Origin of the sequence: Photorhabdus thracensis (genome assembly GCF_001010285.1) — a bacterium.
GTDB classification, from domain to species: domain Bacteria; phylum Pseudomonadota; class Gammaproteobacteria; order Enterobacterales; family Enterobacteriaceae; genus Photorhabdus; species Photorhabdus temperata.
In genome coordinates this window covers 3,742,044-3,763,804 of record NZ_CP011104.1, presented here as the reverse complement: position 1 = coordinate 3,763,804, position 21,761 = coordinate 3,742,044, and the positions used below count along the sequence as shown (strand labels likewise).

19 protein-coding genes and 1 pseudogene are annotated in these 21,761 nt (G+C 46.2%); 6 read left to right on the top strand and 14 right to left on the bottom strand.

Features of this window, described 5'->3' with window-relative positions; translation table 11 throughout:
• Nucleotides 1–48 precede the first annotated feature (48 nt).
• The gene (gene yfbV / locus VY86_RS16185) at nucleotides 49–504 is read right to left on the bottom strand and encodes a terminus macrodomain insulation protein YfbV (protein ID WP_046976922.1); all 456 of its coding nucleotides are present in this window, start codon (nucleotides 502–504) and stop codon (nucleotides 49–51) included.
• A gap of 394 nt (nucleotides 505–898) precedes the next feature.
• On the opposite strand from yfbV, the gene ackA reads away from it, so the two are divergent.
• The 4 genes from ackA (at nucleotide 899) to VY86_RS16165 (ending at nucleotide 5,219) form a co-directional block, all read left to right on the top strand.
• Complete coding sequence (ackA, locus tag VY86_RS16180; protein WP_046975736.1) at nucleotides 899–2,101, top strand: acetate kinase; 1,203 nt, start codon at nucleotides 899–901, stop codon at nucleotides 2,099–2,101.
• 84 nt (nucleotides 2,102–2,185) lie between these two features.
• Nucleotides 2,186–4,312 (top strand): phosphate acetyltransferase, encoded by a 2,127-nt coding sequence (pta, locus tag VY86_RS16175; RefSeq protein ID WP_193386988.1) that lies wholly within the window; start codon nucleotides 2,186–2,188, stop codon nucleotides 4,310–4,312.
• A gap of 308 nt (nucleotides 4,313–4,620) precedes the next feature.
• Nucleotides 4,621–4,848 (top strand): prevent-host-death protein, encoded by a 228-nt coding sequence (locus VY86_RS16170; protein WP_046975734.1) that lies wholly within the window; start codon nucleotides 4,621–4,623, stop codon nucleotides 4,846–4,848.
• A 23-nt stretch (nucleotides 4,849–4,871) separates the two neighbouring features.
• Complete coding sequence (locus tag VY86_RS16165; protein WP_046975733.1) at nucleotides 4,872–5,219, top strand: type II toxin-antitoxin system RelE family toxin; 348 nt, start codon at nucleotides 4,872–4,874, stop codon at nucleotides 5,217–5,219.
• Nucleotides 5,220–5,369: 150 nt separating this feature from the next.
• On the opposite strand, the gene VY86_RS16160 is transcribed toward VY86_RS16165, so the two are convergent.
• The 13 genes and pseudogenes from VY86_RS16160 to VY86_RS24905 all read right to left on the bottom strand — a co-directional run.
• Nucleotides 5,370–6,077, bottom strand: coding sequence for a hypothetical protein (locus tag VY86_RS16160; RefSeq protein ID WP_046975732.1), 708 nt, complete (start codon nucleotides 6,075–6,077; stop codon nucleotides 5,370–5,372).
• Between the two features lie 322 nt (nucleotides 6,078–6,399).
• The gene (locus tag VY86_RS16155; protein ID WP_082111250.1) at nucleotides 6,400–7,527 is read right to left on the bottom strand and encodes an ATPase, T2SS/T4P/T4SS family; all 1,128 of its coding nucleotides are present in this window, start codon (nucleotides 7,525–7,527) and stop codon (nucleotides 6,400–6,402) included.
• A gap of 11 nt (nucleotides 7,528–7,538) precedes the next feature.
• Nucleotides 7,539–8,636, bottom strand: coding sequence for a type II secretion system F family protein (locus tag VY86_RS16150; protein ID WP_046975731.1), 1,098 nt, complete (start codon nucleotides 8,634–8,636; stop codon nucleotides 7,539–7,541).
• 6 nt (nucleotides 8,637–8,642) lie between these two features.
• Nucleotides 8,643–10,205, bottom strand: coding sequence for a GspE/PulE family protein (locus VY86_RS16145; RefSeq protein ID WP_046975730.1), 1,563 nt, complete (start codon nucleotides 10,203–10,205; stop codon nucleotides 8,643–8,645).
• A 22-nt stretch (nucleotides 10,206–10,227) separates the two neighbouring features.
• A complete protein-coding gene (gene pilP / locus VY86_RS16140; protein WP_046975729.1) occupies nucleotides 10,228–10,767 on the bottom strand; it encodes a type IV pilus biogenesis protein PilP in 540 nt (179 codons plus the stop codon).
• Entirely contained in the window at nucleotides 10,754–12,022 is a 1,269-nt protein-coding gene (pilO2, locus tag VY86_RS16135; RefSeq protein WP_228939563.1) for a type IV pilus inner membrane component PilO, read from the bottom strand. Before pilO2 ends, pilP begins: the two co-directional genes overlap by 14 nt.
• Before the next feature lie 36 nt (nucleotides 12,023–12,058).
• Nucleotides 12,059–13,660: a PilN family type IVB pilus formation outer membrane protein gene (gene pilN, locus VY86_RS16130; RefSeq protein WP_046975727.1), complete on the bottom strand. Its 1,602-nt coding sequence runs from the start codon at nucleotides 13,658–13,660 to the stop codon at nucleotides 12,059–12,061.
• Nucleotides 13,661–13,665: 5 nt separating this feature from the next.
• Nucleotides 13,666–14,007 (bottom strand): toxin co-regulated pilus biosynthesis Q family protein, encoded by a 342-nt coding sequence (locus VY86_RS16125; protein ID WP_046975726.1) that lies wholly within the window; start codon nucleotides 14,005–14,007, stop codon nucleotides 13,666–13,668.
• Nucleotides 14,008–14,073: 66 nt separating this feature from the next.
• Nucleotides 14,074–14,598, bottom strand: coding sequence for a hypothetical protein (locus tag VY86_RS16120; RefSeq protein ID WP_046975725.1), 525 nt, complete (start codon nucleotides 14,596–14,598; stop codon nucleotides 14,074–14,076).
• Between the two features lie 51 nt (nucleotides 14,599–14,649).
• Nucleotides 14,650–16,251 carry a shufflon system plasmid conjugative transfer pilus tip adhesin PilV gene (gene pilV, locus VY86_RS16115; protein WP_046975724.1) on the bottom strand — a complete coding sequence of 534 codons (1,602 nt, stop codon included), beginning with the start codon at nucleotides 16,249–16,251 and terminating at the stop codon, nucleotides 14,650–14,652.
• 108 nt (nucleotides 16,252–16,359) lie between these two features.
• A complete protein-coding gene (locus tag VY86_RS16110) occupies nucleotides 16,360–17,157 on the bottom strand; it encodes a prepilin peptidase (protein ID WP_046975723.1) in 798 nt (265 codons plus the stop codon).
• 181 nt (nucleotides 17,158–17,338) lie between these two features.
• Nucleotides 17,339–17,908, bottom strand: coding sequence for a type 4 pilus major pilin (locus tag VY86_RS16105; protein ID WP_046975722.1), 570 nt, complete (start codon nucleotides 17,906–17,908; stop codon nucleotides 17,339–17,341).
• Between the two features lie 809 nt (nucleotides 17,909–18,717).
• Nucleotides 18,718–18,912: pseudogene (locus VY86_RS24905) on the bottom strand (IS630 family transposase); the annotation flags it as partial.
• Between the two features lie 499 nt (nucleotides 18,913–19,411).
• On the opposite strand from VY86_RS24905, the gene VY86_RS16100 reads away from it, so the two are divergent.
• Nucleotides 19,412–20,338, top strand: coding sequence for an Rpn family recombination-promoting nuclease/putative transposase (locus VY86_RS16100; protein WP_046975721.1), 927 nt, complete (start codon nucleotides 19,412–19,414; stop codon nucleotides 20,336–20,338).
• Nucleotides 20,339–20,571: 233 nt separating this feature from the next.
• Entirely contained in the window at nucleotides 20,572–21,546 is a 975-nt protein-coding gene (locus VY86_RS16095) for an Rpn family recombination-promoting nuclease/putative transposase (RefSeq protein WP_046975720.1), read from the top strand.
• Nucleotides 21,547–21,761 lie beyond the last annotated feature (215 nt).

Below are 21,761 nucleotides of genomic sequence, written 5' to 3'. Positions count from 1 at the left end.
ATCTCCAGTTGCGATCAACAATGCATCTGTTTTTTCAATTTTTTCCGGTTAAATATCATCAAGAAACGACCGATCGAGTTGTTTAAACGCCCGTTTCAGCAGTTCTGCGAGAGATTGATAAGTCGGCGTTTGTCGCACCGGCGCCATTGCGATACCGGCTTCGGCAAATTTATCGCGGATCTCATGAAACCATTTCAGCAACGTCGCAGGCAAAGGTGTTGATGCCCGTTTCCCCAACCACCATAATCCTTGCATAGGTAAACTACACGCAAACAGCGCAGTCGCAACAGCCGGGCCCAGTTGACCACCCAGTGCGATTTGCCACGTCAGCGTAAAAATAGCCAACGGTGGCATAAACCGGATACCAAAACGGGTTGCTTTAATAATCCGGTTTTCAGGAAACATGGGCGCAAGTTGTTTCTCAATCGGCCAAGTCTTCATATATTGCTGTCCCAGTCGCATCTTTCTTATCCATCCGCTACTGGCAGGAGGCATTGTGCTCATCATGACCTCGATCAATTAAAAACATAATTTTTAAAAAAAGCCTGTAAGTGATAAAATATTTTTTGTAGGATTAAGTATATTTTGTCTTTACTGCTGGCTATCGGTATCCTACACCCACTTTTATACTGTCCATAGCAGTAAAGCAGCATATTTTACTTTTTTTTTATTGCATTTAGGCTCATTTTGTTAACAAATCACCCTATGATTTAACACCATGTGGGTAAAAAAGGTTCTTAAAAAAATGTAAACCTTATCATCATGCTCTTTACACCTGGCATGATGTTAATCATTTAACGTCATCACTGCTATGCGCTATGCTGATGAGTAATTGACGTTCTATTAATCACATGTCTTATCTGTAAGACATAATGACAAACAAGATATAGGTATTTCCATGTCAAGTAAGCTGGTACTGGTTCTCAATTGCGGTAGCTCTTCTCTGAAATTTGCTATCATCGATCCTACTAACGGTGAAGAATATCTTTCTGGTCTAGCTGAGTGTTTTAACCTGCCTGAAGCCCGTATTAAGTGGAAAATGGATGGCACAAAACATGAAGCCGCTTTAGGTGCTGGTGCAGCCCACAGTGAAGCATTGAACTTTATTGTTAATACTATTCTGGCGGAAAAACCAGAACTTTCTGCTCAAATCGCCGCCATCGGTCACCGTATTGTTCACGGCGGTGAAAAGTTCACCGCTTCTGTTACCATCAATGATGACGTTATTCAGGGCATTAAAGATGCGGTTCCATTCGCGCCACTGCACAATCCTGCTCACCTGATTGGTATTGAAGAAGCGAAAAAAGGCTTCCCACATCTGGCGGACAAAAACGTTGCCGTTTTCGATACCGCTTTCCATCAGACTATGCCGGAAGAAGCTTACCTGTATGCATTGCCATACAACCTGTATAAAGAGCATGGTATCCGTCGCTATGGCGCACACGGAACCAGCCACTTCTTCGTTTCCCGTGAAACAGCGAAAATGCTGAACAAACCGGTTGAAGAGCTGAATGTTATCGTTTGCCATCTGGGTAATGGCGGTTCTATCTCCGCTATCGTTAATGGTCAGTGTGTTGACACTTCCATGGGATTGACACCATTGGAAGGTCTGGTCATGGGTACCCGCAGCGGTGATATCGATCCTGCTATCATTTTCCACCTGCATGATGCTCTGGGCATGAGCGTTGAACAGATCAACAAACTGCTAACTAAAGAATCTGGCCTGCTGGGTCTGACAGAAGTCACCAGCGACTGCCGTTATATAGAAGATAACTACGAAACCAAAGCCGATGCTAAACGTGCTATGGATGTTTACTGCCATCGTCTGGCTAAATACGTTGGTTCGTACTCTGCCCTGATGGAAGGCCGTCTGGATGCCATTATCTTTACCGGTGGTATCGGTGAAAACTCCTCACTGGTGCGTGAACTGGTACTGAAAAAACTGGCTCTGTTAGGCTTTGAATATGATCACGAACGCAACCTGGCTGCCCGTTTCGGTAAATCCGGCACTATCACGACTGACAACAGCCGCCCTGCTCTGGTGATCCCGACGAATGAAGAATTAGTCATCGCTCAAGACGCTGCGCGCCTGACCGCGTAATACTTTGCACACCGCCAGCAACTGCTGGCGGTACTATTTTGACCAACGAGCAACCGTAAAGAGGTTTCCGTGTCCCGCACAATTATGTTAATCCCTACCAGCACCAGCGTCGGCCTGACCAGTGTTAGTTTGGGTGTTATCCGCTCAATGGAGCAGAAAGGCGTCAGCCTGAGTGTTTTCAAACCCATCGCCCAATCCCGTTGCTGTGGCGCACAAGATCAGACCACTGCCATCATCCGTTCTCATTCCAGCATTAAAACCGCTGAACCACTGGACATGGCCTATGTGGAGTCTTTACTGACCACGAATCAGAAAGATGTCCTGATGGAAAAGATCGTGGCCCTTTACCACGAAAACACCAAAAACGCAGAAGTTATCCTGATTGAAGGTCTGGTTCCAACCCGTAAACATCCGTTTTCTCAATCACTGAACTATGAAATCGCCAAGACACTGAACGCTGAAATTGTGTTCGTACTGGCGCTGGGTAACGATTCCCAGGAGCAGTTGAAAGAACGCGTTGAACTGGCTCGTGCTGAATTTGGTGGCAGCAAAAACCAGAACATTACCGGTGTTATCATTAACAAACTGAATGCGCCGGTTGATGATCAAGGTCGTACCCGTCCTGATCTGTCAGAGATCTTTGACGAATCCTCAAAAGCCATCGTAGCTAACATCGATCCAAACAAACTGGCTAAAAATAGCCCATTGCCAATCCTTGGCTGCATTCCGTGGAATTTTGATCTGATTGCGACGCGTGCAATCGATATGGCAAAACACCTGAACGCCCGCATTATCAACGAAGGCGCAATCAAAACCCGTCGTGTGAAATCCGTGACCTTCTGTGCACGCAGTATTCCACATATGCTGGAACACTTCCGTCCAGGATCCCTGCTGGTGACTTCTGCTGATCGTCCAGATGTTCTGGTTTCAGCTTGTCTGGCGGCTATGAACGGTGTTGAAATCGGTGCGATTCTGCTGACTGGTGGCTATGCCATTGATGAACCTATTAAGCAACTGTGTGAACGTGCTTTCGGTACTGGCCTGCCCGTCTTTATGGTTGATACCAACACCTGGCAGACTTCCCTGAGCCTGCAAAGTTTCAGCCTGGAAGTACCGGCAGATGACCATGAACGTATCGAAAAACTGCAAAACTACGTCGCACAACACATCAGCAAAGAGTGGATTGACTCGCTGACAGCGAACTCTGAACGTCCACACCGCCTGTCACCGCCGGCATTCCGTTATCAACTCACTGAGCTGGCACGCAAAGCAGGTAAGCGCATTGTTTTGCCTGAAGGTGATGAACCTCGTACCGTGAAAGCGGCGTCTATCTGTGCTGACCGAGGTATTGCGCGCTGTGTGCTGCTGGGCGATCCAGAAGAGATCCGCCGTGTTGCAGCTGCTCAGGGAGTAGAACTGGGTACAGGTATTGAAATTGTTGATCCGGTTGCTGTACGTGAGCGCTATGTCCCACGCCTGGTTGAACTGCGTAAAAACAAAGGCATGACCGAAGTCGTCGCACGCGAACAACTGGAAGACAACGTTGTTCTGGGTACATTGATGCTGGAACAGGGCGAAGTTGACGGCTTGGTTTCCGGTGCAGTACACACCACAGCCAACACGATCCGTCCACCATTACAGTTAATCAAAACCGCACCTGGCAGCTCGCTGGTATCATCCATATTCTTTATGCTACTGCCAGAACAAGTTCTGGTTTACGGTGACTGTGCGATCAACCCGGATCCGACAGCTGAACAACTGTCTGAAATCGCTATTCAATCGGCGGATTCTGCTAAAGCATTTGGTATCGAGCCACGCGTTGCTATGATCTCCTACTCTACCGGTAACTCCGGTGCGGGCAGTGATGTTGAGAAAGTACGTGAAGCAACCCGTCTGGCACAGGAAAAACGCCCGGACCTGATCATTGATGGCCCATTGCAATATGACGCCGCTATCATGGCAGATGTGGCGAAATCCAAAGCACCAAACTCACCAGTTGCCGGTCAAGCTACCGTGTTCATCTTCCCTGATCTGAACACCGGCAACACCACTTATAAAGCGGTACAACGCTCTGCGGATCTGGTTTCTATCGGGCCAATGCTGCAAGGTATGCGTAAACCGGTGAACGACTTATCCCGTGGCGCTTTGGTAGACGATATTGTTTACACTGTTGCACTGACGGCGATTCAATCGGCACAGGGAGAAGCGTAACCGTTTCTGGCATATCAAACTAATATAAGGACTGAATTCCACACAAAACTCAGTCCTTACTAACCTCTCCTATTTCTCTATTAAACTAAATCGCTTCCAATTCAAACTGATATCTTCAAGAACGTACTATCATCAACGTAATTCTATAGCGCAAAATAAAGTGAGATAAAAATTTGCAAGCAGACCAAATAAAAACTATATTTAGACCAATCAGCCAACTTAATCACATCATGGACGGTAGTGACAAGCGCTGACACACCAGATTGAGGAAGCATACTATTAATTACAAAAATGATTAGAAGGTCACAATGAGAATTGAAACGATCAGCTTTATAAAAAAGAACGCCTCTGCTCTTGAATTATCTGAACCAATTCTGGTCACACAAAATGGTGTACCAGCCTATGTTATTGAATCATTTACAGAAAGAAAACAACGAGATCAAGCAATAGCTTTGCTTAAATTACTCACACTTTCTGAGAAAGATAAAGAACAAGGGCGAATCTATACCAGCGATCAGTTATTGGCAAATATATGAGCTGTTAATAACCGGAGAGCTAAATGCCATCAAAAATGTCAGATAATGTTACCGTTCAATATACAGAAACAGCTAAAACCAGCGTAAAAATTATTTCAGAATTTTTGCGCAGTAAGGAAATAGACCCAAGGCCAATAATTCAAAAACTAGTGAAGGAATTTGAAAATAAAGTTTGCTCTTTTCCTGAGGGGCCACCTATTTCTGCCGAACTCATGAAATTAGGTTGCAGCAAATACCGTGAATGCAATACATCAGGTGGATACCGAATTATTTACTCAATAGATAATGTTAATCAGATCTCAGCACATGTCATCATGGCCCAGAAGCAGGATATTCAGCATTTGTTGTTCACCCGTTTGATTGAAATCTAATTATGTTTGCCAAGTAAAAACATAAGTTACTACAGAAAATTAAGCTACAGAAAAATTTAATTGTGCCGCAGATATGCGGCACTTCATGTTTACATTTATCTGCACAAATTTAGGGTTAACGATTACATAATTGTAGAAAAAATGTTACAATTATTTTTTTGGATCTTTTGGCAATAGTACATAATAAACTTCGGCTTGTATTTTCCCTTCTGATAACCATTTGTTAAATACATTTCCTATTCCAAGTCTCTTATATTCCTCATCACAACTTTTCGATGTTCCTTGTTTACCAAGTCCGTACGACGATTCTCCAGCTTCAGTTTTACCTTCACAGCCATGTTTACCGTTAAAATCATTATACAGCCAACCGTGTTCTTCAGTATTAAATCTTATAGTAATTTTTGGTTTTATTCTGTCCTTAGATTTACCCGGAGAAGGTTTCGGATAAATTTTCGCATAAGTAAACTGAGGTGTAATTCCACAATAGCTTTTTTCTTCTGTAACACAAACGACTCTTTCATAATTATTCTTCTTCTTGTCATCCAATGATCTATATTCATATTGATCCATTCCCCTATACCAATACTTCGCATTTTCCATATTAGAATCTTCAGGATCCTGGGAATCTTTAACTTTGTTTAATTCAATATCATTTCTCTTTTCAAAATCTTTTACATTTGCCCTAAGTTTGCAATTTTCATACATAGACATCACTTTAGTTTTTTCCAATTCATTTTTAATTATTGCATCTTTTACCTGATTCCTAATTACCTCCGGATCTTTCATACATGCCATACTAAAACTACTCATAGCGAGTAAGAAAGGGGAAATCAGGAAAATTTTCTTATTCAAATGCATATTTATCTCCTTGCTTGATTTAATTTCTTGATTTAGTACTACAGCCGTAGATACCAGAAAGTTGCATTTTCCTTGATGCTCACAACTCTGAGAAACCGCATGAATTAAGCTTTTCTATGAGTGTCTTTTCTGTTGAAAAAAGTAAGTACGGCTGTAGTACTAAATGCACATACCATTTATTACGCTAAAATAGCCATTTTAATGAAGACAAGACAAAAACCATTAAACCAATATCCCAAATATAAAACAAATCTCTTTTTAAAAAGTTAAAACCTTTTATTTAAAACTGTACGTTGAAAAACCTGTAACATCAAACCCAACCTCAAATACGTGGCCTGAATTCACAGTGTCCATTACTCTGCAAGCACAAGACATTCATGTTGTAACGATCATTCATAAACCCAGTAACTTCACAGATTTCCGTCACCATTCGCCCGGGTTCCGTTGCAATCTTTTCTATCACGATCACCAGATTCACGCTCTTGGCGATCATCCAGCCAATCGTCCCGGGAGTAAAACCCTGCGCGGCTTTATCTTCATAAATGTAATGCGCCAATTTTTGCAACCCCTCCTCAGATGAGTTGGCATGCGTTGTCGTTACTCCTCCAGGGTGCCCGGAGTTCCAACTTTTGAGCAAAGTATAAGCTTCACCACCACGAATCTCTCCTACCACGATACGGTCCGGACGCAAACGCATCGTCGTTCGCAGTAAACGGCGCATATCCACATCTTTACTGGTTCGCAACAGTGCACGGTTAGCATTGTTAAGCTGCAATTCCATCGTATCTTCAATCGCCACGATACGGTCACACGGGCATTGCAGGCTAATCTCATGCAAAATAGTATTCGTCAGCGTCGTTTTCCCGCTACCAGTACCGCCAACGATCAAGATATTCTTGCGCATAACCACTGCTTCACGGATTGCCTCAATCGGGTGCTCAAAGCTGCGTTTGTGGATCGCCAGCCCGGAAGTCTGCCGCATAGCGGCAGCGCCTATCGGCTTAATAATGCCGCTTTTCCGGTAATCAGACAGCGATAATACAATAGGAGAGTGTTTGCGAATGGCAATAGCAGGCGCATTTGCCAACGGAGGCAGTACGCCGGCAATACGGGCGCGCCCCAACGGGAATTCACCTTCAATCAGGCCCACATCGGTACCAATGTCCGATTTTTGCAATGAAGCAGAAATAAGCAAAATCCGCTCCGCCGCCTCTGCCGGAAAATCGGATTGAGCTTCATTCATGTTCTGGTTATGCGATTCAATCCACAGTTTTCCATCAGGATTAATGATGATTTCCACCACATTCTTATCAGCAAGCGCCTGGAGGATAACAGGCCCACAAGCTTGTCTAAGCTCATCCAGCATTTCCTCACGACATGCACTATCCATTCCCTCCGTTCCCTGAACTTCACGGGTTCCAATTTCAATGTCCTGTCTGGTTTTCATCATTAATTTCAACGTTAAGCAGATGGCAGAGATAACGACTGTTCAATGGCATTTTCAATACCAGACACCGCCGTAACAACCAGCATCAACATGCCACCAATCATCAGGATCGAAGCCAGCAGGAATCCACGGGTGACTATCTGCACTTTGACTATCGTTTCATCCAGCCAGTGTCGTGCAAACTTCGCCATTGACTGATCAAACCCCTGCAATCGTGATAATAGCCTCAGATAACTGATCGCCTCGTTATCAGGAAAACGATAACCCGTATCGCGCAGCGCCTCGCCAAAACCAGCCCCCATTGAAATATGTTCGAGCGTGGCAGCGATACGCACATACAACCAACGCGAACCCGCCTGTTCCAACAGCAATTCCAGCGCCGATTGCAACATCATCCCTGAGCGGATCAGCAACGATACATTCAGTATGAACATGCTGCCATGAATGGTTCTGTACAGTGACCACGGCGGAAACCGGTCAAGCACGGTTCGCAACCGCCCGCCCAGAAAAGGTAACGACAATGACAACAGAATGATCAATATCACCAGGAATATCAGCGAATACAGCCCATAGTCATTAACAAATGTTCCCATCACATAAAGGGTATAAGCCGCGCCATCCCAGGTTTCCGGCTTAGAAACCGCCGCCAGTTTGGGAACCAAACTACCCGCCACAATGTGCAACAAGACGCATATCATGCCAATCAGCACCGCCGGATAAATAGAGGCGCCGACAACCGCATTGCGGATCTTGCTACCCGCCTCAATCATGGCAATCGCATCCATGAAAGCGCTATGTATGTCGCCGGAGCGCTCACCCGCGGCAATCACAGCGACTTCATTAGGACCAATCCATTGCTGCAAACTCTCTGCCAACGTGCTGCCCTGGCTCACAGATTCATAGCAACGACTCAAGACCAACGCATAACCACCGTTGGGTTTCTGGCCTTCATTGCTGGCGACATTATACATTTCACGTAACGCATCAATCAGCATGACACGATTTTCCAGCATCATAATAAGATGCCCGTAGAAACGAATCCGCGCTTTCTTACCGAACTGTATCTTCGCCATTCGATAGTTCAGTCTTTCAACAAAATCGGTCAGGAACATGGTGTTTTACTCTATTTGATGGATCGTGGGGATAATCGGCCCCATGACGCGTTCTCCAGCACGGGGATCGATGATTCCGTCATTTATTTTGTGAATAAGTGCGTCAATCTTGCTTAATCCGCCCATTTCCATCATCCAATACCGGGTTGCCCCGTGATGATGACCGGCTTGATAAGCTTGCATTAAACCCGGAGAAGTACGTACCACTTCAGCAACTACCGTTCGGCCCACGATGCCGCTCTGCTTGCAATAGTCACAGCCTTCTCCCTGTAAACAAACCGATTCCGGCCGGCAATAAAGATTCAACCGTTTTAACAGACGCCCGGAAATTTCCTGCTCATGCCCTTGCAAGGGAACTTTGCAATGAGGGCATAACACCTGAACCAACGATTGACTGACTAAACCGATCACTAACCGTGAATCCATCAACAGTGATCCCATTACCGCCTCATCCTGCAAACGGGGCAGGATCGCTAAAGCATCGTTTGCATGTATCGTGGTCCAAATAAGATGGCCTGTCATTGCGGCGCGGAACGTCATCTTTGCGGTAACCGCATCACGTATCTCGCCGACCATAATGACATCAGGATCGAGCCGCATAGCATCAGCGATTGCCATTGCCCATTCTTGTTCAACAACCACGCTATCACCACGATCGCCGGTTATGGGCGACTGATTAGCGCCTTCAATCTCATATTCAGGTGGATCTTCAAGCGTGAGCAAATGAATACCCGCTTGTTCCGCTATCAGCTTCTGCATTACAACTTTCAGGGTAGTGCTCTTGCCGCTACCGGTCGCACCGGACAAAAGAACGACCCCGGCCCGGTGGTCCATCAGCTCTTCCAATATCTGACACTGTTCCGGCAAATAGCCAAGATCACTCAGGGTGCACACCGTACCGGGGCTATCCGCATACAACAATCTCAGTACCATTAACATGCCACGATCAAGCGGGCGGGTATTAATCCGCGCCCCGGAAAGCCCGCATTCGGTAAGAAATTCATCCTTCATTCGCGCACGCTGTGCCTGCATCGGCTTAAAAGTCGGCTCTGCCACGTCGCACATACTTTGGTAAATCGTCGCACACAGTCGTAATCCTTCTTCGGGACGCAGCTGCTCCACGGGCCGCAAATAACCATCAACACGGCAACGGATCTCACAATAATTATGCCGGGCAACGATATGTAAATCCGACGCACGCTCCTGCGTGGCTTCACCGATTAAGCGAGTGATATAACGCTGAACATCGGATTCAGTGCCTCCCAGCCCATGACGATGATGATGGCTCTTGCTGAGACGGTACAACTCCAATATGTTCCCCATCCCACAGGTGACAATCTGATAAATGAAACCGTGCCTTTTAACCGTTTCCTCATAGGCCAGTACATGGGGATCGAGCCGGTGAGAAGCGGACACAGCAAGCACGCATTGCCCTTTTTGCTGGGGTAACTCAATAAGACATATCAAACTGCGATTCGCCAACTCTATTTCAAGTGCGCCGCTCAGGACGGATAACACTTTCGCCCCCTGCCTGACCATACACAGCAGATCGGAACTTGTTATTACCATAGGAATTTCCACCTATCAGCAATTAACGACTTAACGGCAACGGCGGTGCAACCATTAAATCCAGGCTATCCAATAACGATGCATCGTTAGTCGCAGTCAGCCCTACATCATAGAATCGTCCCTGTTTGGTAAAAGTGACCACACCGTTATTAATGCGAACCACTCTGTAACCATTCGGCAACCGATCACCGGCTTTCACATCCATGATGCCACCCGAACGAAACCGCAGCGTGGCAATCAGCGCACCGTTGCGCCCAAAGATTGACTTAACTAAAGGCAGATCATTATTGATCGCGCCACTTTTATTCACGACGCTGGAAATTTTATCGAGTTCAGCCTGCGCATTTGCCCTGGCGGTTTCAGCTTTAAGTAACATCACCTCGGTCTGTAACTTTGCCAATTGTTCAGCAACACTGTCAGTCGTTGCCGCCGGCAATGCCGGTTTCTGCGCCACAGGTTTTGCCTGAACCGCCGGGATCTCAGCAGGTGATGTTTGTGCATATGCCAGGGAAAATACCGACACCACCAATACACTGATTATAAATTGACTAATTTTTTGCATAGAAAACTCCACTAAGCTCCCACTGAGGAAAACCGTCAGATAACACAACTCTGGCACTGGTGACCCTCAATCCAGGAAGCGGCTTACCTGAAAACAAGGCATCTGGAGGTAATTGGGAAGAGAGCGTCCAGCTATAAGTCTGCCAGTCAGGGTTCGCCCACACGCGAGTCTCCCCTTCTGCCGTAGGAGGCGGTGGTGGTGGCAGAACAGAGGCGCTCTCAGTCAAAACCGGAGGCGGCAAATCCAGCGCCTGGAAATAAGACGTTAACTCAATCAGCGCCTGATCTGACGACGGCAATACGTCGTCGTCGCCTTCCGGCAAATCCTCACTTTGCTGATTGAACGGTATCAATACCTGTGCCTGCTCTCCCCCATTGGAAATCACAGGGTCAGACTGGAATATATTGATAGCGGCAATCTGAAAAATATTGATCGGCATGCCTTCATGACGCTGGTAGCTCACGGAAATCGTATCAGCATCCAGGAGAATGGAGTCAACCTGCCAACCCGCAAGGGACAAAGGGATCCTGGCTAACGCTCTGTTCCATGTGGAGAATTGCCATGCTATTTGCGGTTGTGCAAGCCACGGATGCGGCGGCGGAATTTCCTCGACTTCGTTGGATAAATCCGGTGTGATCAATACCGTATTCTGCTTATAGATGTGCCACCCCCACCAACCACCGGCCAGCAAAATGGCCAAACCCGCGCTCATGCCAAAGAGCTTAATTTGATGCTTCGACATTTCACCCGTTAAGCTTTCCAACTGACCGATAGATTTTTTCAATGCAGATTTCGGCAACAACTGCACCAATGGCATCTCCGGCCACAACGATTCAAACTCCTTCGGCGCATAAATCACATTCCATACCCCGTTGGCGCCCTCTACCAGTTGTACAGTATCACGCAACTTCGCCTCGATCTCTTCGCGGGCGCCGATCACGTCACGTCCAGCCATGATTGCGCCCTGATGTACCGCGACTAACGCATAATGCCCATCAGACAAACGAAACGCGCCGATCCAGTTAGGTTTATCCACCGCTTTGGCAAGGGCAGCGGCCAATGAATAATCACCCTGCGCACCAGCCTCCTTTGGTACGTAACCGATCTGAATACCTTGCCCGACACGATGCCGGACAGCCAGGGTAAACCCCGCCGCAATCCCATTTCTGCGCATGTTAGAACGCGCTAACCCAGTTACCGGTGGTCGCCAGATGATGCCAGCCACCAGAGTTTTACCATATAGCTTGATTTGCATGACGTGCTCCACGTCTGTCCCGGTCCGGATCATCTTTTAATCTACCACTATAGGGGTAATCATGACCACGATCACATTATGATTTGTTTTACCCTCGCGACTTCCTCCCAGGACCTGATTATCCGGGCTGCCCAAGCCACTGCGTTCACTGGTATCCGACTGTTGCTCAAACCCCGACAACACCAGAGTTTCACCTGAGTGCAGCCGCACTTTCTGGCTGAACGCACGCAAGTCTATCGTCGGCAATTGCACCTGACCGGTCTCTTCCTTGCCAAATTTCGCCAGCTTCTTCAAATCGCTCAAACTAATGTTGTATTGCAACAATATTTGCTTATCAGCCATGGCATAAGGCAGCATCAACATATTAAAACCGGTCGTCACTGTCGCGGGCTCAATCCCCACCGAAGTACCGATTTGTGGTGTCAACGTGTTAGAAATTGATGAAACATAACCGGTCTGAGTTGCCACCTGCATCGGTACCGCCTGCAAATTCAACGTGGTAACAGAGGGTTGCGTCACTATGGATACTTTGCCCTGAGCCGATAACGCCTTAATCAGCAAAGTGCTGTCACTGAATGGTCCTTTAAGAATGTGGATATTGGTATTGATACCTCCCTCATCAATAACAGTCGAGTTCTTATCAGCCAATCCTATATGAGCACTTTTATAAGCCAACGACCAATCGACGCCATACTGATCATCCCGATCGAACGTCAGATTAAGGATCTTGACATTTAGCACCACCTGCGTGGTCAGCAATTTATTCTGCTGATCAATATAATCCTTAACTCTGTCGAGTATTTCAGGGGAGTCGGTTACCGCCAATGATGCCGTCGCCATCGACAAGGTTAACTTACCTTCACCCGGCGTCAGCATCCCTGACACCGTTTTCTGGATCTCATCCATCACCGAACGTGTCAAAGAAGTGGCAAGGGTTTGCGTATTACCGCTGTTACCACTATCGCCCCCACCCGCGCCACCGCCAAACGTCGCACTGGTCGTCGCGGTCACGCTGGAAGACAACGCATCGGTGCCCGGCAATGCATATATCTGAAACACCCGCGTCTCTGTTTTGAAAATATGCACTGCGCCATTATGGACTTTCCAATGCAACCCTGACGATAAAATGACTGAATCGAGCAAACCCGCCAGTGATCCATGCCAATTCACATTGATTTTCAACACTTCCGGTTCACCGTTTTCAGATACGGGTTGCGAACCTGAATTGACAACCACCACTCCTCGCTCACCTCCTTTTTCACCCGATGGCGAACTGGGATACGTGGCTAGCCGCGCATCAGCACTGATCACTACCGGTACACCACAAATACGTTTGATCTTGCCGGCAAACTCACTCAACGTCATCGGCTCTGCTTCCTGCAAAGTCAAGTTACAGGAGACTGTTTCACTCTCCTTCTTCGATGGGATCTCCTTGGTTGACACCCAATAACCATGTTGATGAACATGCACCGCGGTGGAAGCGGCGCTATTGCGTAATCCCTTAATAATTTCGGTCGCATTCGTCATCTCATTATCCGCCTGATGATCGACTTTGTTGATTGCCGCACAACCTGGCAAACCAGCAGCTATGCAGGACAACAATATCAATCTGGAAAACGTCAAAAACTGAATAGACATGGTTATTACCCCTGAGCCTGCACATGGACAAGCCGCTGTTCCTGATAAATATCAACGGTGAAAGGACGGTGTGCCATCGCATAGGCGTTGAACAACCCGGTCATCGCCTGAATAAACGTACCATCGAAACGCAGCCCTGCCCGGATCGGAAAATCATAGGAGGCATCCCATACCACTTCATAGCCGGACTTGCTCGCCCATGCTTGCGTAACATCACGCAGAGTTTGCCCTGGAGTTGCTGTCCACACCGCCGCCACAGGAACCAGTGTTGGCACAGGCATTGCGTAAACGGCGATATTTGATATGCAGACGAGTGTCGTAAAAATATATGCGATTATTTTGTTCATGAGATCTTCCCAAAGAAAAAGAAGCAGCCAGTTACCCAAAAGAAAAACCCACTTGCCGAGCAGTAACTACAGTATTTCCACCAGCGCGCCGTCAGACACAAATTTCCGGACACCATCGGGTAATTGTCTGGCAAGTGGGCTGCCTATTCGTTTTCCCCGACCGTCGATCAGCCTGGAACCGCTCTTGAAACCGATCTGATCGGGTTCCGCCCCCCATCTCAGCAACTCGGCGAAGGCGCCATGCAGCAGCACATTGTCACCGTAGCTGATATTTTTGCGGAAAATATAGACATGCGCCCCTGAGATAAATGCTCCCCAAAGACACTTGCCAGAAGCGTTGTCACACCACGCATCAGTGTTTACCCACTCCATGTGCATCGCAGTCAATACCTGCCGCATCTTCCGACGCCTGATCTCTCCCTGAGCATGACGATTAAGCAATTGCTCACTGGCTGAAGCATAACTACGAAACATCGCAGCTATATCTGTTCTGGCCCGCACCGATTGCACACGGACTTCATGCAATAACTCGCCGAAAATCAGTTGCATGAAAAATACAATGACGATCCCAACAATAGCTAATGACCACATTTTTGTTCTCCTGCAAGTTAAAGACAGCAGAAATTCACTAAACCGGATTGATCAATTCCAAATAACAAGATGCACAGAATGCGCCTGATCATCAGTTATCACTTCCCGAATATGGGAGTTGTTTTTAGAAGAATGGAACACGCTGGTAATGTTATATTTGCGATGCGGTCCGGCAATAAATGTCACCGCACAAGTCCCGGCATTCTGTAGGTTAATATTGGCACTGCCTTCCAGATAATCGGTCAGTCCAGATCCCTGAAAAACCAGCGGTAAATCATATTCCCGGTTGTTACCATTCTTATCCGCTTCATATACCGCTAACACACAACGCATATGATAGCCATCGGAAAGCGGCGGTGTGGACGCAGTCACCAACACCGGAGAATCTGAATTATTGAAGAAAGGCTGACTGTTTGCCTTACCGCCACTGCTGACATAATAGGTCGTTATCGCCCCCGCCAACTCAGGTTTCCCCCCCGCCGCAGGCCAATAGCCACTGCCCGCAAACAACCTCTCGCCTCCGGTAGCCTCTTTCCATTGCAAAACCGGAATAATGGCACTTATGTGCTGACACACCAGCAGTTCTCCCTGCTTACTCATGGAGACATTCCCCAAAGCCGGACAACTGCCACCGGCAAAACTGCCGGTTTTGGTATTTATCACTAAATTGTTGCCAACCACCACATCCTTATCTGCCTGAACATCACCGACGGCCAAGGTACCTTTCTTATTAAAACTGGCATTACCATCCAGGATAAACAACGTACCGTGCGCCGGATTGACAACAATTTCCCCATCATCACCTTGCGAGACATAGGATTGTTTTTCCTGAAAACGGGAAGAGAAAGCCATCTTATTCACACCATCAACAACACCGGCACCTTTCATCGACAACGTATCCACCTGATCGAGTCTATTGCCGCCCATATTGATGCTGGTTTCCATCCTATTCCACTCTGGATGTCCGTCTGTTTTTTGCCGGTGAAGCAAATCACCGGCTAATGTACCTGGCCCATAGGTTGCTGCGTCCCGGATGAATGGAGCATAAAAAATGCGTCCGATTTCATTAGGTTGCTCATTGAAAAAACCGGCAAAAGATTCAGGCGCATTGACCTGACCATAACTGTTCCAATAAGTGGCTGGATTATTACTGTCACGATTCCGGTAATCCAGGTAGAGACCGCCAACACCAATCAACTGCGCGATCTTCATCGAATGACCAGCAACATCCGGCGGCTTGCCGTCAGCCATTGCTGGAACGGTGTAAATCAACGGATCAATGCGTTTCTTGCCATTGGGCAACATGACGACACGTAATACGCCATCATATTTCTGACCCAGTGGATTGACCGTATTCTGGTCCAGTCCCGGGGGGAAATAGGGGAGCATCTCTGCCCAATTGATAGGTGTCGGCGTGGGCCCCTGACTTAAAGCGGTGTAATTATCATTCACATAATCCGCCACTGCATCGCCAAGATGCTGGATCTGCCCGGCAACTACCTGATTAACCAGCATATCACTCTGCCTGTTCAGATAAACCACACCAACCACCATCATTGACGTCAGCACCATCAGTGCAACCGTCACTTCCAGTAAAGTGAAACCGGCATTACGGCGGCGTATCGTTAATATGGACACAGATTCATCATGCATAAACAGCCCTTCTTAAAAGTATCAACATCTATTTCATCCGATGGACTCTTTACCCAAAAGATTTACCCAAAAGAAAATTCCGCCCAAGCGTGCTGCACTCATATCCGGCTATCTATGGAAAAACGCCACAACTAACCCAGCCATCGCCAAACCTGGCCCGAAAGGTATCTGTGGTACCGTCTTAACTCTGCGTAGCCACCGAATCGCCAGATAACTTATCAGCGTGAACTCTGCCGCCAGCAAAACCACTGCTGGAAGCGCTTCCACCCCCAACCAGGCACCCAGCGCCGCCAGGAATTTGGCATCCCCCATTCCCAATGCATCACGCTGAGTCAATCGCCGGGCGATCCACTCAACCAGCCTGAAAAACAGATATCCACAAACCGCGCCACTCACGGCCAAAGGTAGTGTCACAAATCCGGCGGATTGCAGATTGAACAGCAACCCCAACCACAACAAAGAAAGTGTCAGTTGATCAGGCAGCAACAAATATTCGAAATCAATTACCGCCAGCGCCACCAACAAAGAACTGAGTACCAACAGCCCCAACAACGAGTAACTCCAGCCCATATCCAAAGCCAGCAAAGAGAAAAGCACCGCTACCATTCCTTCAACTAACGGATAGCGTATTGAAATCATCCCGTTACAATATCGACAGCGCCCTTTCTGCCACAAATAGCTCAACAGCGGAATGTTATCGCGGACCGCTAACACATGACTGCAACGTGGACAATGTGAACTGGGAAAACAGAGATTAAAGCCAGCCGCCTCATTATTGATTTCAGAGAAAATCATGATCGGCAGACGGCAGATCACCACATTCAAAAAACTGCCGACACACAGCCCCAGCAACCCCGACGTCAGGACCAAACACCCCGCAGAAGATTGCAGCCATTCCATTACCATGATGATCTCCCGACACATTTAGCGCAAAAAGCGCCCCATTCAGTAAGGAAAATAAGCAGTGAGGAAACACCAACAAAACCAGAGCAGACCGGCCATTCTCCTGCACCACAGGAAATGCAGCTTGAGAAGCCTTCAACAAGACAACCAAGCTACACACCACATAAAAAAATCAATAAACGACCTAACTGGCAGAAATAAACGTCACGGTATTGGCATCATTGGCATTACATGCGGTATTAATTTGAGCCAAAGTCGAATCCGGCTTAATTTCCGTCGCCGACTGTTGCCCTTTTCCGCCACCACCGACGGTCATTTTCGACCAACCCGCCACCCGCAACTTCAACGAAAGTTGCTGGCAAGCTTCATCAGGCACATTTTGATACTCAATCTTAAACGTCTGAGCGGTAGCATCTCCCGGCGAAATAAGCACCTTGCCATTCCAACTATTAAAAATAATTCCGCTTGTCCCATCCTGAGTCATATTGGCCGGAACAACCTTATAATGGATGGCAATCTTGTTATCCAAACTGTCATAACCTTTGGCACCGTTTTTAATTGATTTCAAATTTGCTGCCATCTGAGTAATATTCGACGATTCTGTTGAAATTTCCGACGCCCGGAACAACTTACCAATCCCCGCTGCGGCTGCGGCTAATATCACAATACCAACAATCATCACAACCAACGCTTCAATCAGAGTAAAACCCGCTTGACGCCTGGCACTGAGCAACACACTGACTTTCTTATTCATGCTGATAACTCCAAAATCAAAATGATAGACGCACTCCAACACGCGACTTCAGAACTGCCGCCTAAACTGAAAACTCACATGCTTACAAAAAGAAATAAAATATACACGTTATAATCACACATATAAAAATATTCATAAAATTGTAATATTTCAAATTGAAACTAATATTATAAGTTATAATTTGAAAAATAAAATTGTTTAAAACGTTCAAAAATCACACTATTGATCGTTAAAAACTATCAAGTATATTAATTCTCATCGTGAATATCGATTAAAACTGATGATATAGCTCATTAAAAAACCAAAGTATTTTATTCTGTCAATTAGTTAGAAATGATTATTTATAAATTTTTTTAATTTATTTAGCGAGGTTGTTGTTAAGCGTTACTGTTGTTCTATGTCTGTCACAGATCACATTTTGGTAAATAATGGGGGTGGGATACTGTCCTATTATCGGCAGATAAAATCCACCAACTTAATGCTGGAAAAACCGTTGAGCAGGATTTTGAAGCCACCAGAAACTCGTCAACTGCTAAAAACGATGTTTGAAATTTTCTATGACTAAAAAACAAACCCTATCTTTTCAATAGGGTTTATTAACGGTCTGAGATATCAATTTGATATCGATAGCTTTCTTTGCAGGTTATTATCACCGACTAAAATGCCACCAGCGAAAAGTAAAGCATCTTCAGGTAACAATTCACTTTTATCATCTGTTTTTTCTAACACGAAATTATATACGTTTAATGGATCTGTGTTTCTCAATTTAACTGAGCTAAGGGTAGTTTGACCATCACGTGTATACCCGCTTAACTTGAAGATGCAGGATTCAGAACCTGGAAGTCGTCATTAATACGACACGACAAGTTGCCAGCAAGTTCCGGTAATATTTCCGTAAAAAAGCGATGTATTGCCTGCCTGAACAAGGTCGTCGAGGCGAAATAATGGTTATTTCTGACTTGTTCATTCATCACCTTCCACAGCCTTTCTATCGGGTTCAGATTAATGAAAGTGAGCTGGAAACCAGGCGCAGAAAATCCCGGATTCGTTTCCAATCCATAAAAGCCGGGCATGGCTAGATTTAGTCGGAAAAAATAGAATAAATTATTATCACGTCAACAACGTCCTGCAAAATAAATCTCTATACCCTATGGATTTCAAGATAATAGATCATCTGGAGGGAACTCAGTCCAATTTTTGCGATCTGAACATCCAAGATTAACGGAAATATAAGTAATCGATATTTTGATGAGAGGGATTGTTATTATGCGAATACAAGTTAAAAACTGATTAAAATGAATGGCTTTCATAAATTAGTTGTTGTAAATATAATATTTTCTCGTTTTTCCTTTTCTGATATTTTATTCTTTAGGCTCTTCTATTAATGCATTCGGTAAAGATTTACCTGAGGAAATCTGAGACAATGTTTTTTGTAACTTGGTAAAAATATTATACCTTGGCAATGAGTAGTAATGACTACCTGATAAGACAGAGAAACAGATTGTGGCAAAGAAAGAAAAACGGCCTCACCATGACGCGTTATTCAAGCATTTTTTAACGCAGCCCGAAACGGCCAGAGAATTTCTATCCCTTTATCTGCCCGAAGAGATCCAGTTGTTGTGTGATTTAGCCACATTGAAACTGGAGCCCGGCAGTTTTGTGGATCGGCATTTACGTCAACTGCACAGTGATGTGCTCTACTCGGTTGAAACGGCGCGGGGACAGGGCTATATCTATTGTCTGATTGAACATCAATCCACCCCTGACCCGTTGATGGCCTGGCGGTTGATGTATTATGCCATGTCAGCCATGGCGGCCCACCTGAAAAAAGGCCATACCGAACTCCCTTTGGTGGCACCTCTGCTGTTTTATCATGGTGAGGTTCGGCCGTATCCTTACACAAACCGGTGGCTGGATTGTTTTACGCTCCCTGAACAGGCTGCCCGCTTATACCGTCAGGCGTTTCCATTGGTGGACGTCAGTGTGCTCAGCGATGAAGAGATCCTGACGCATAAAGGGGTTGCCCTGATGGAACTGGTGCAAAAACATATTCGCCGCCGGGATATGCTGGAATGGGTCCCCCAATTGGTGGAACTCTTGAATGCAGGGTATAATACAACCGAGCAGCGCAATGTGGTATTACGCTATATTTTACTGAATGGACATACGCTGGATCTCTCCCAATTTGTCCATCAACTGATTGAACAATCTCCGGAGCATGAAACGATGTTGATGACTATTGCAGAACAGCTTGAACAAAAAGGGCTTGAGCGAGGCATTGAACAAGGCCGAGAGGAAGGTATTGAACTAGGCCGAGAGAAAAGTAAAGTGGAAACGGCTCGGGCCTTATTACGGCATGGCGTGAGTTTGGACATTATTGTCACCAGTACCGGACTGAGCCGGGATAAAATTGAAGCGTTAAAGCATTAAATTAATCTTCGCTTTTACAGTAAAATGCCGATATTCAAAATCGGCATTTTTGTTCTTATTTATACCCTATGGATTTCAAGATGCATCGCGACGGCAAGAGCACGAATCCCCGGGAGCATAGATAACTCTGTGACTGGGGTGAGTGAATGCAGCCAACTAAAGAGGCAACTTGAAAGATGACGGGGATAGACAATGAGTAGTAATGACTACCTGATAAGACAGAGAAACAGATTGTGGCAAAGAAAGAAAAACGGCCTCACCATGACGCGTTATTCAAGCATTTTTTAACGCAACCCGAAACGGCCAGGGAGTTTTTATCCCTTTATCTGCCCGAAGAGATCCAGTTGTTGTGTGATTTAGCCACATTGAAACTGGAGCCCGGCAGTTTTGTGGATCGGCATTTACGTCAACTGCACAGTGATGTGCTCTACTCGGTTGAAACGGCGCGGGGACAGGGCTATATCTATTGTCTGATTGAACATCAATCCACCCCTGACCCGTTGATGGCCTGGCGGTTGATGTATTATGCCATGTCAGCCATGGCGGCCCACCTGAAAAAAGGCCATACTGAACTCCCTTTGGTGGCGCCTCTGCTGTTTTATCATGGTGAGGTTCGGCCGTATCCTTACACAAACCGGTGGCTGGATTGTTTTACGCTCCCTAAACAGGCTGCCCGCTTATACCGTCAGGCGTTTCCGTTGGTGGACGTCAGTGTGCTCAGCGATGAAGAGATCCTGACGCATAAAGGGGTTGCCCTGATGGAACTGGTGCAAAAACATATTCGCCGCCGGGATATGCTGGAATGGGTCCCCCAATTGGTGGAACTCTTGAATGCAGGGTATAATACAACCGAGCAGCGCAATGTGGTATTACGCTATATTTTACTGAATGGACATACGCTGGATCTCTCCCAATTTGTCCATCAACTGATTGAACAATCTCCGGAGCATGAAACGATGTTGATGACTATTGCAGAACAGCTTGAACAAAAAGGGCTTGAGCGAGGCATTGAACAAGGCCGAGAGGAAGGTATTGAACTAGGCCGAGAGGAAGGTATTGAACTAGGCCGAGAGGAAGGTATTGAACTAGGCCGAGAGAAAAGTAAAGTGGAAACGGCTCGGGCCTTATTACGGCATGGCGTGAGTTTGGACATTATTGTCACCAGTACCGGACTGAGCCGAGATAAAATTGAAGCGTTAAAGCATTAAATTAATCTTCGCTTTTACAGTAAAATGCCGATATTCAAAATCGGCATTTTTGTTCTTATTTATACCCTATGGATTTCAAGATGCATCGCGACGGCAAGGGAATGAATCCCCAGGAGCATAGCAAACTATGTGACCGGAAGAGATACTTTTCCTCTTATACCACCAAGCTTACTTCTCCTATAGCGATTTGTATAATCATACTTACCTATCGATTT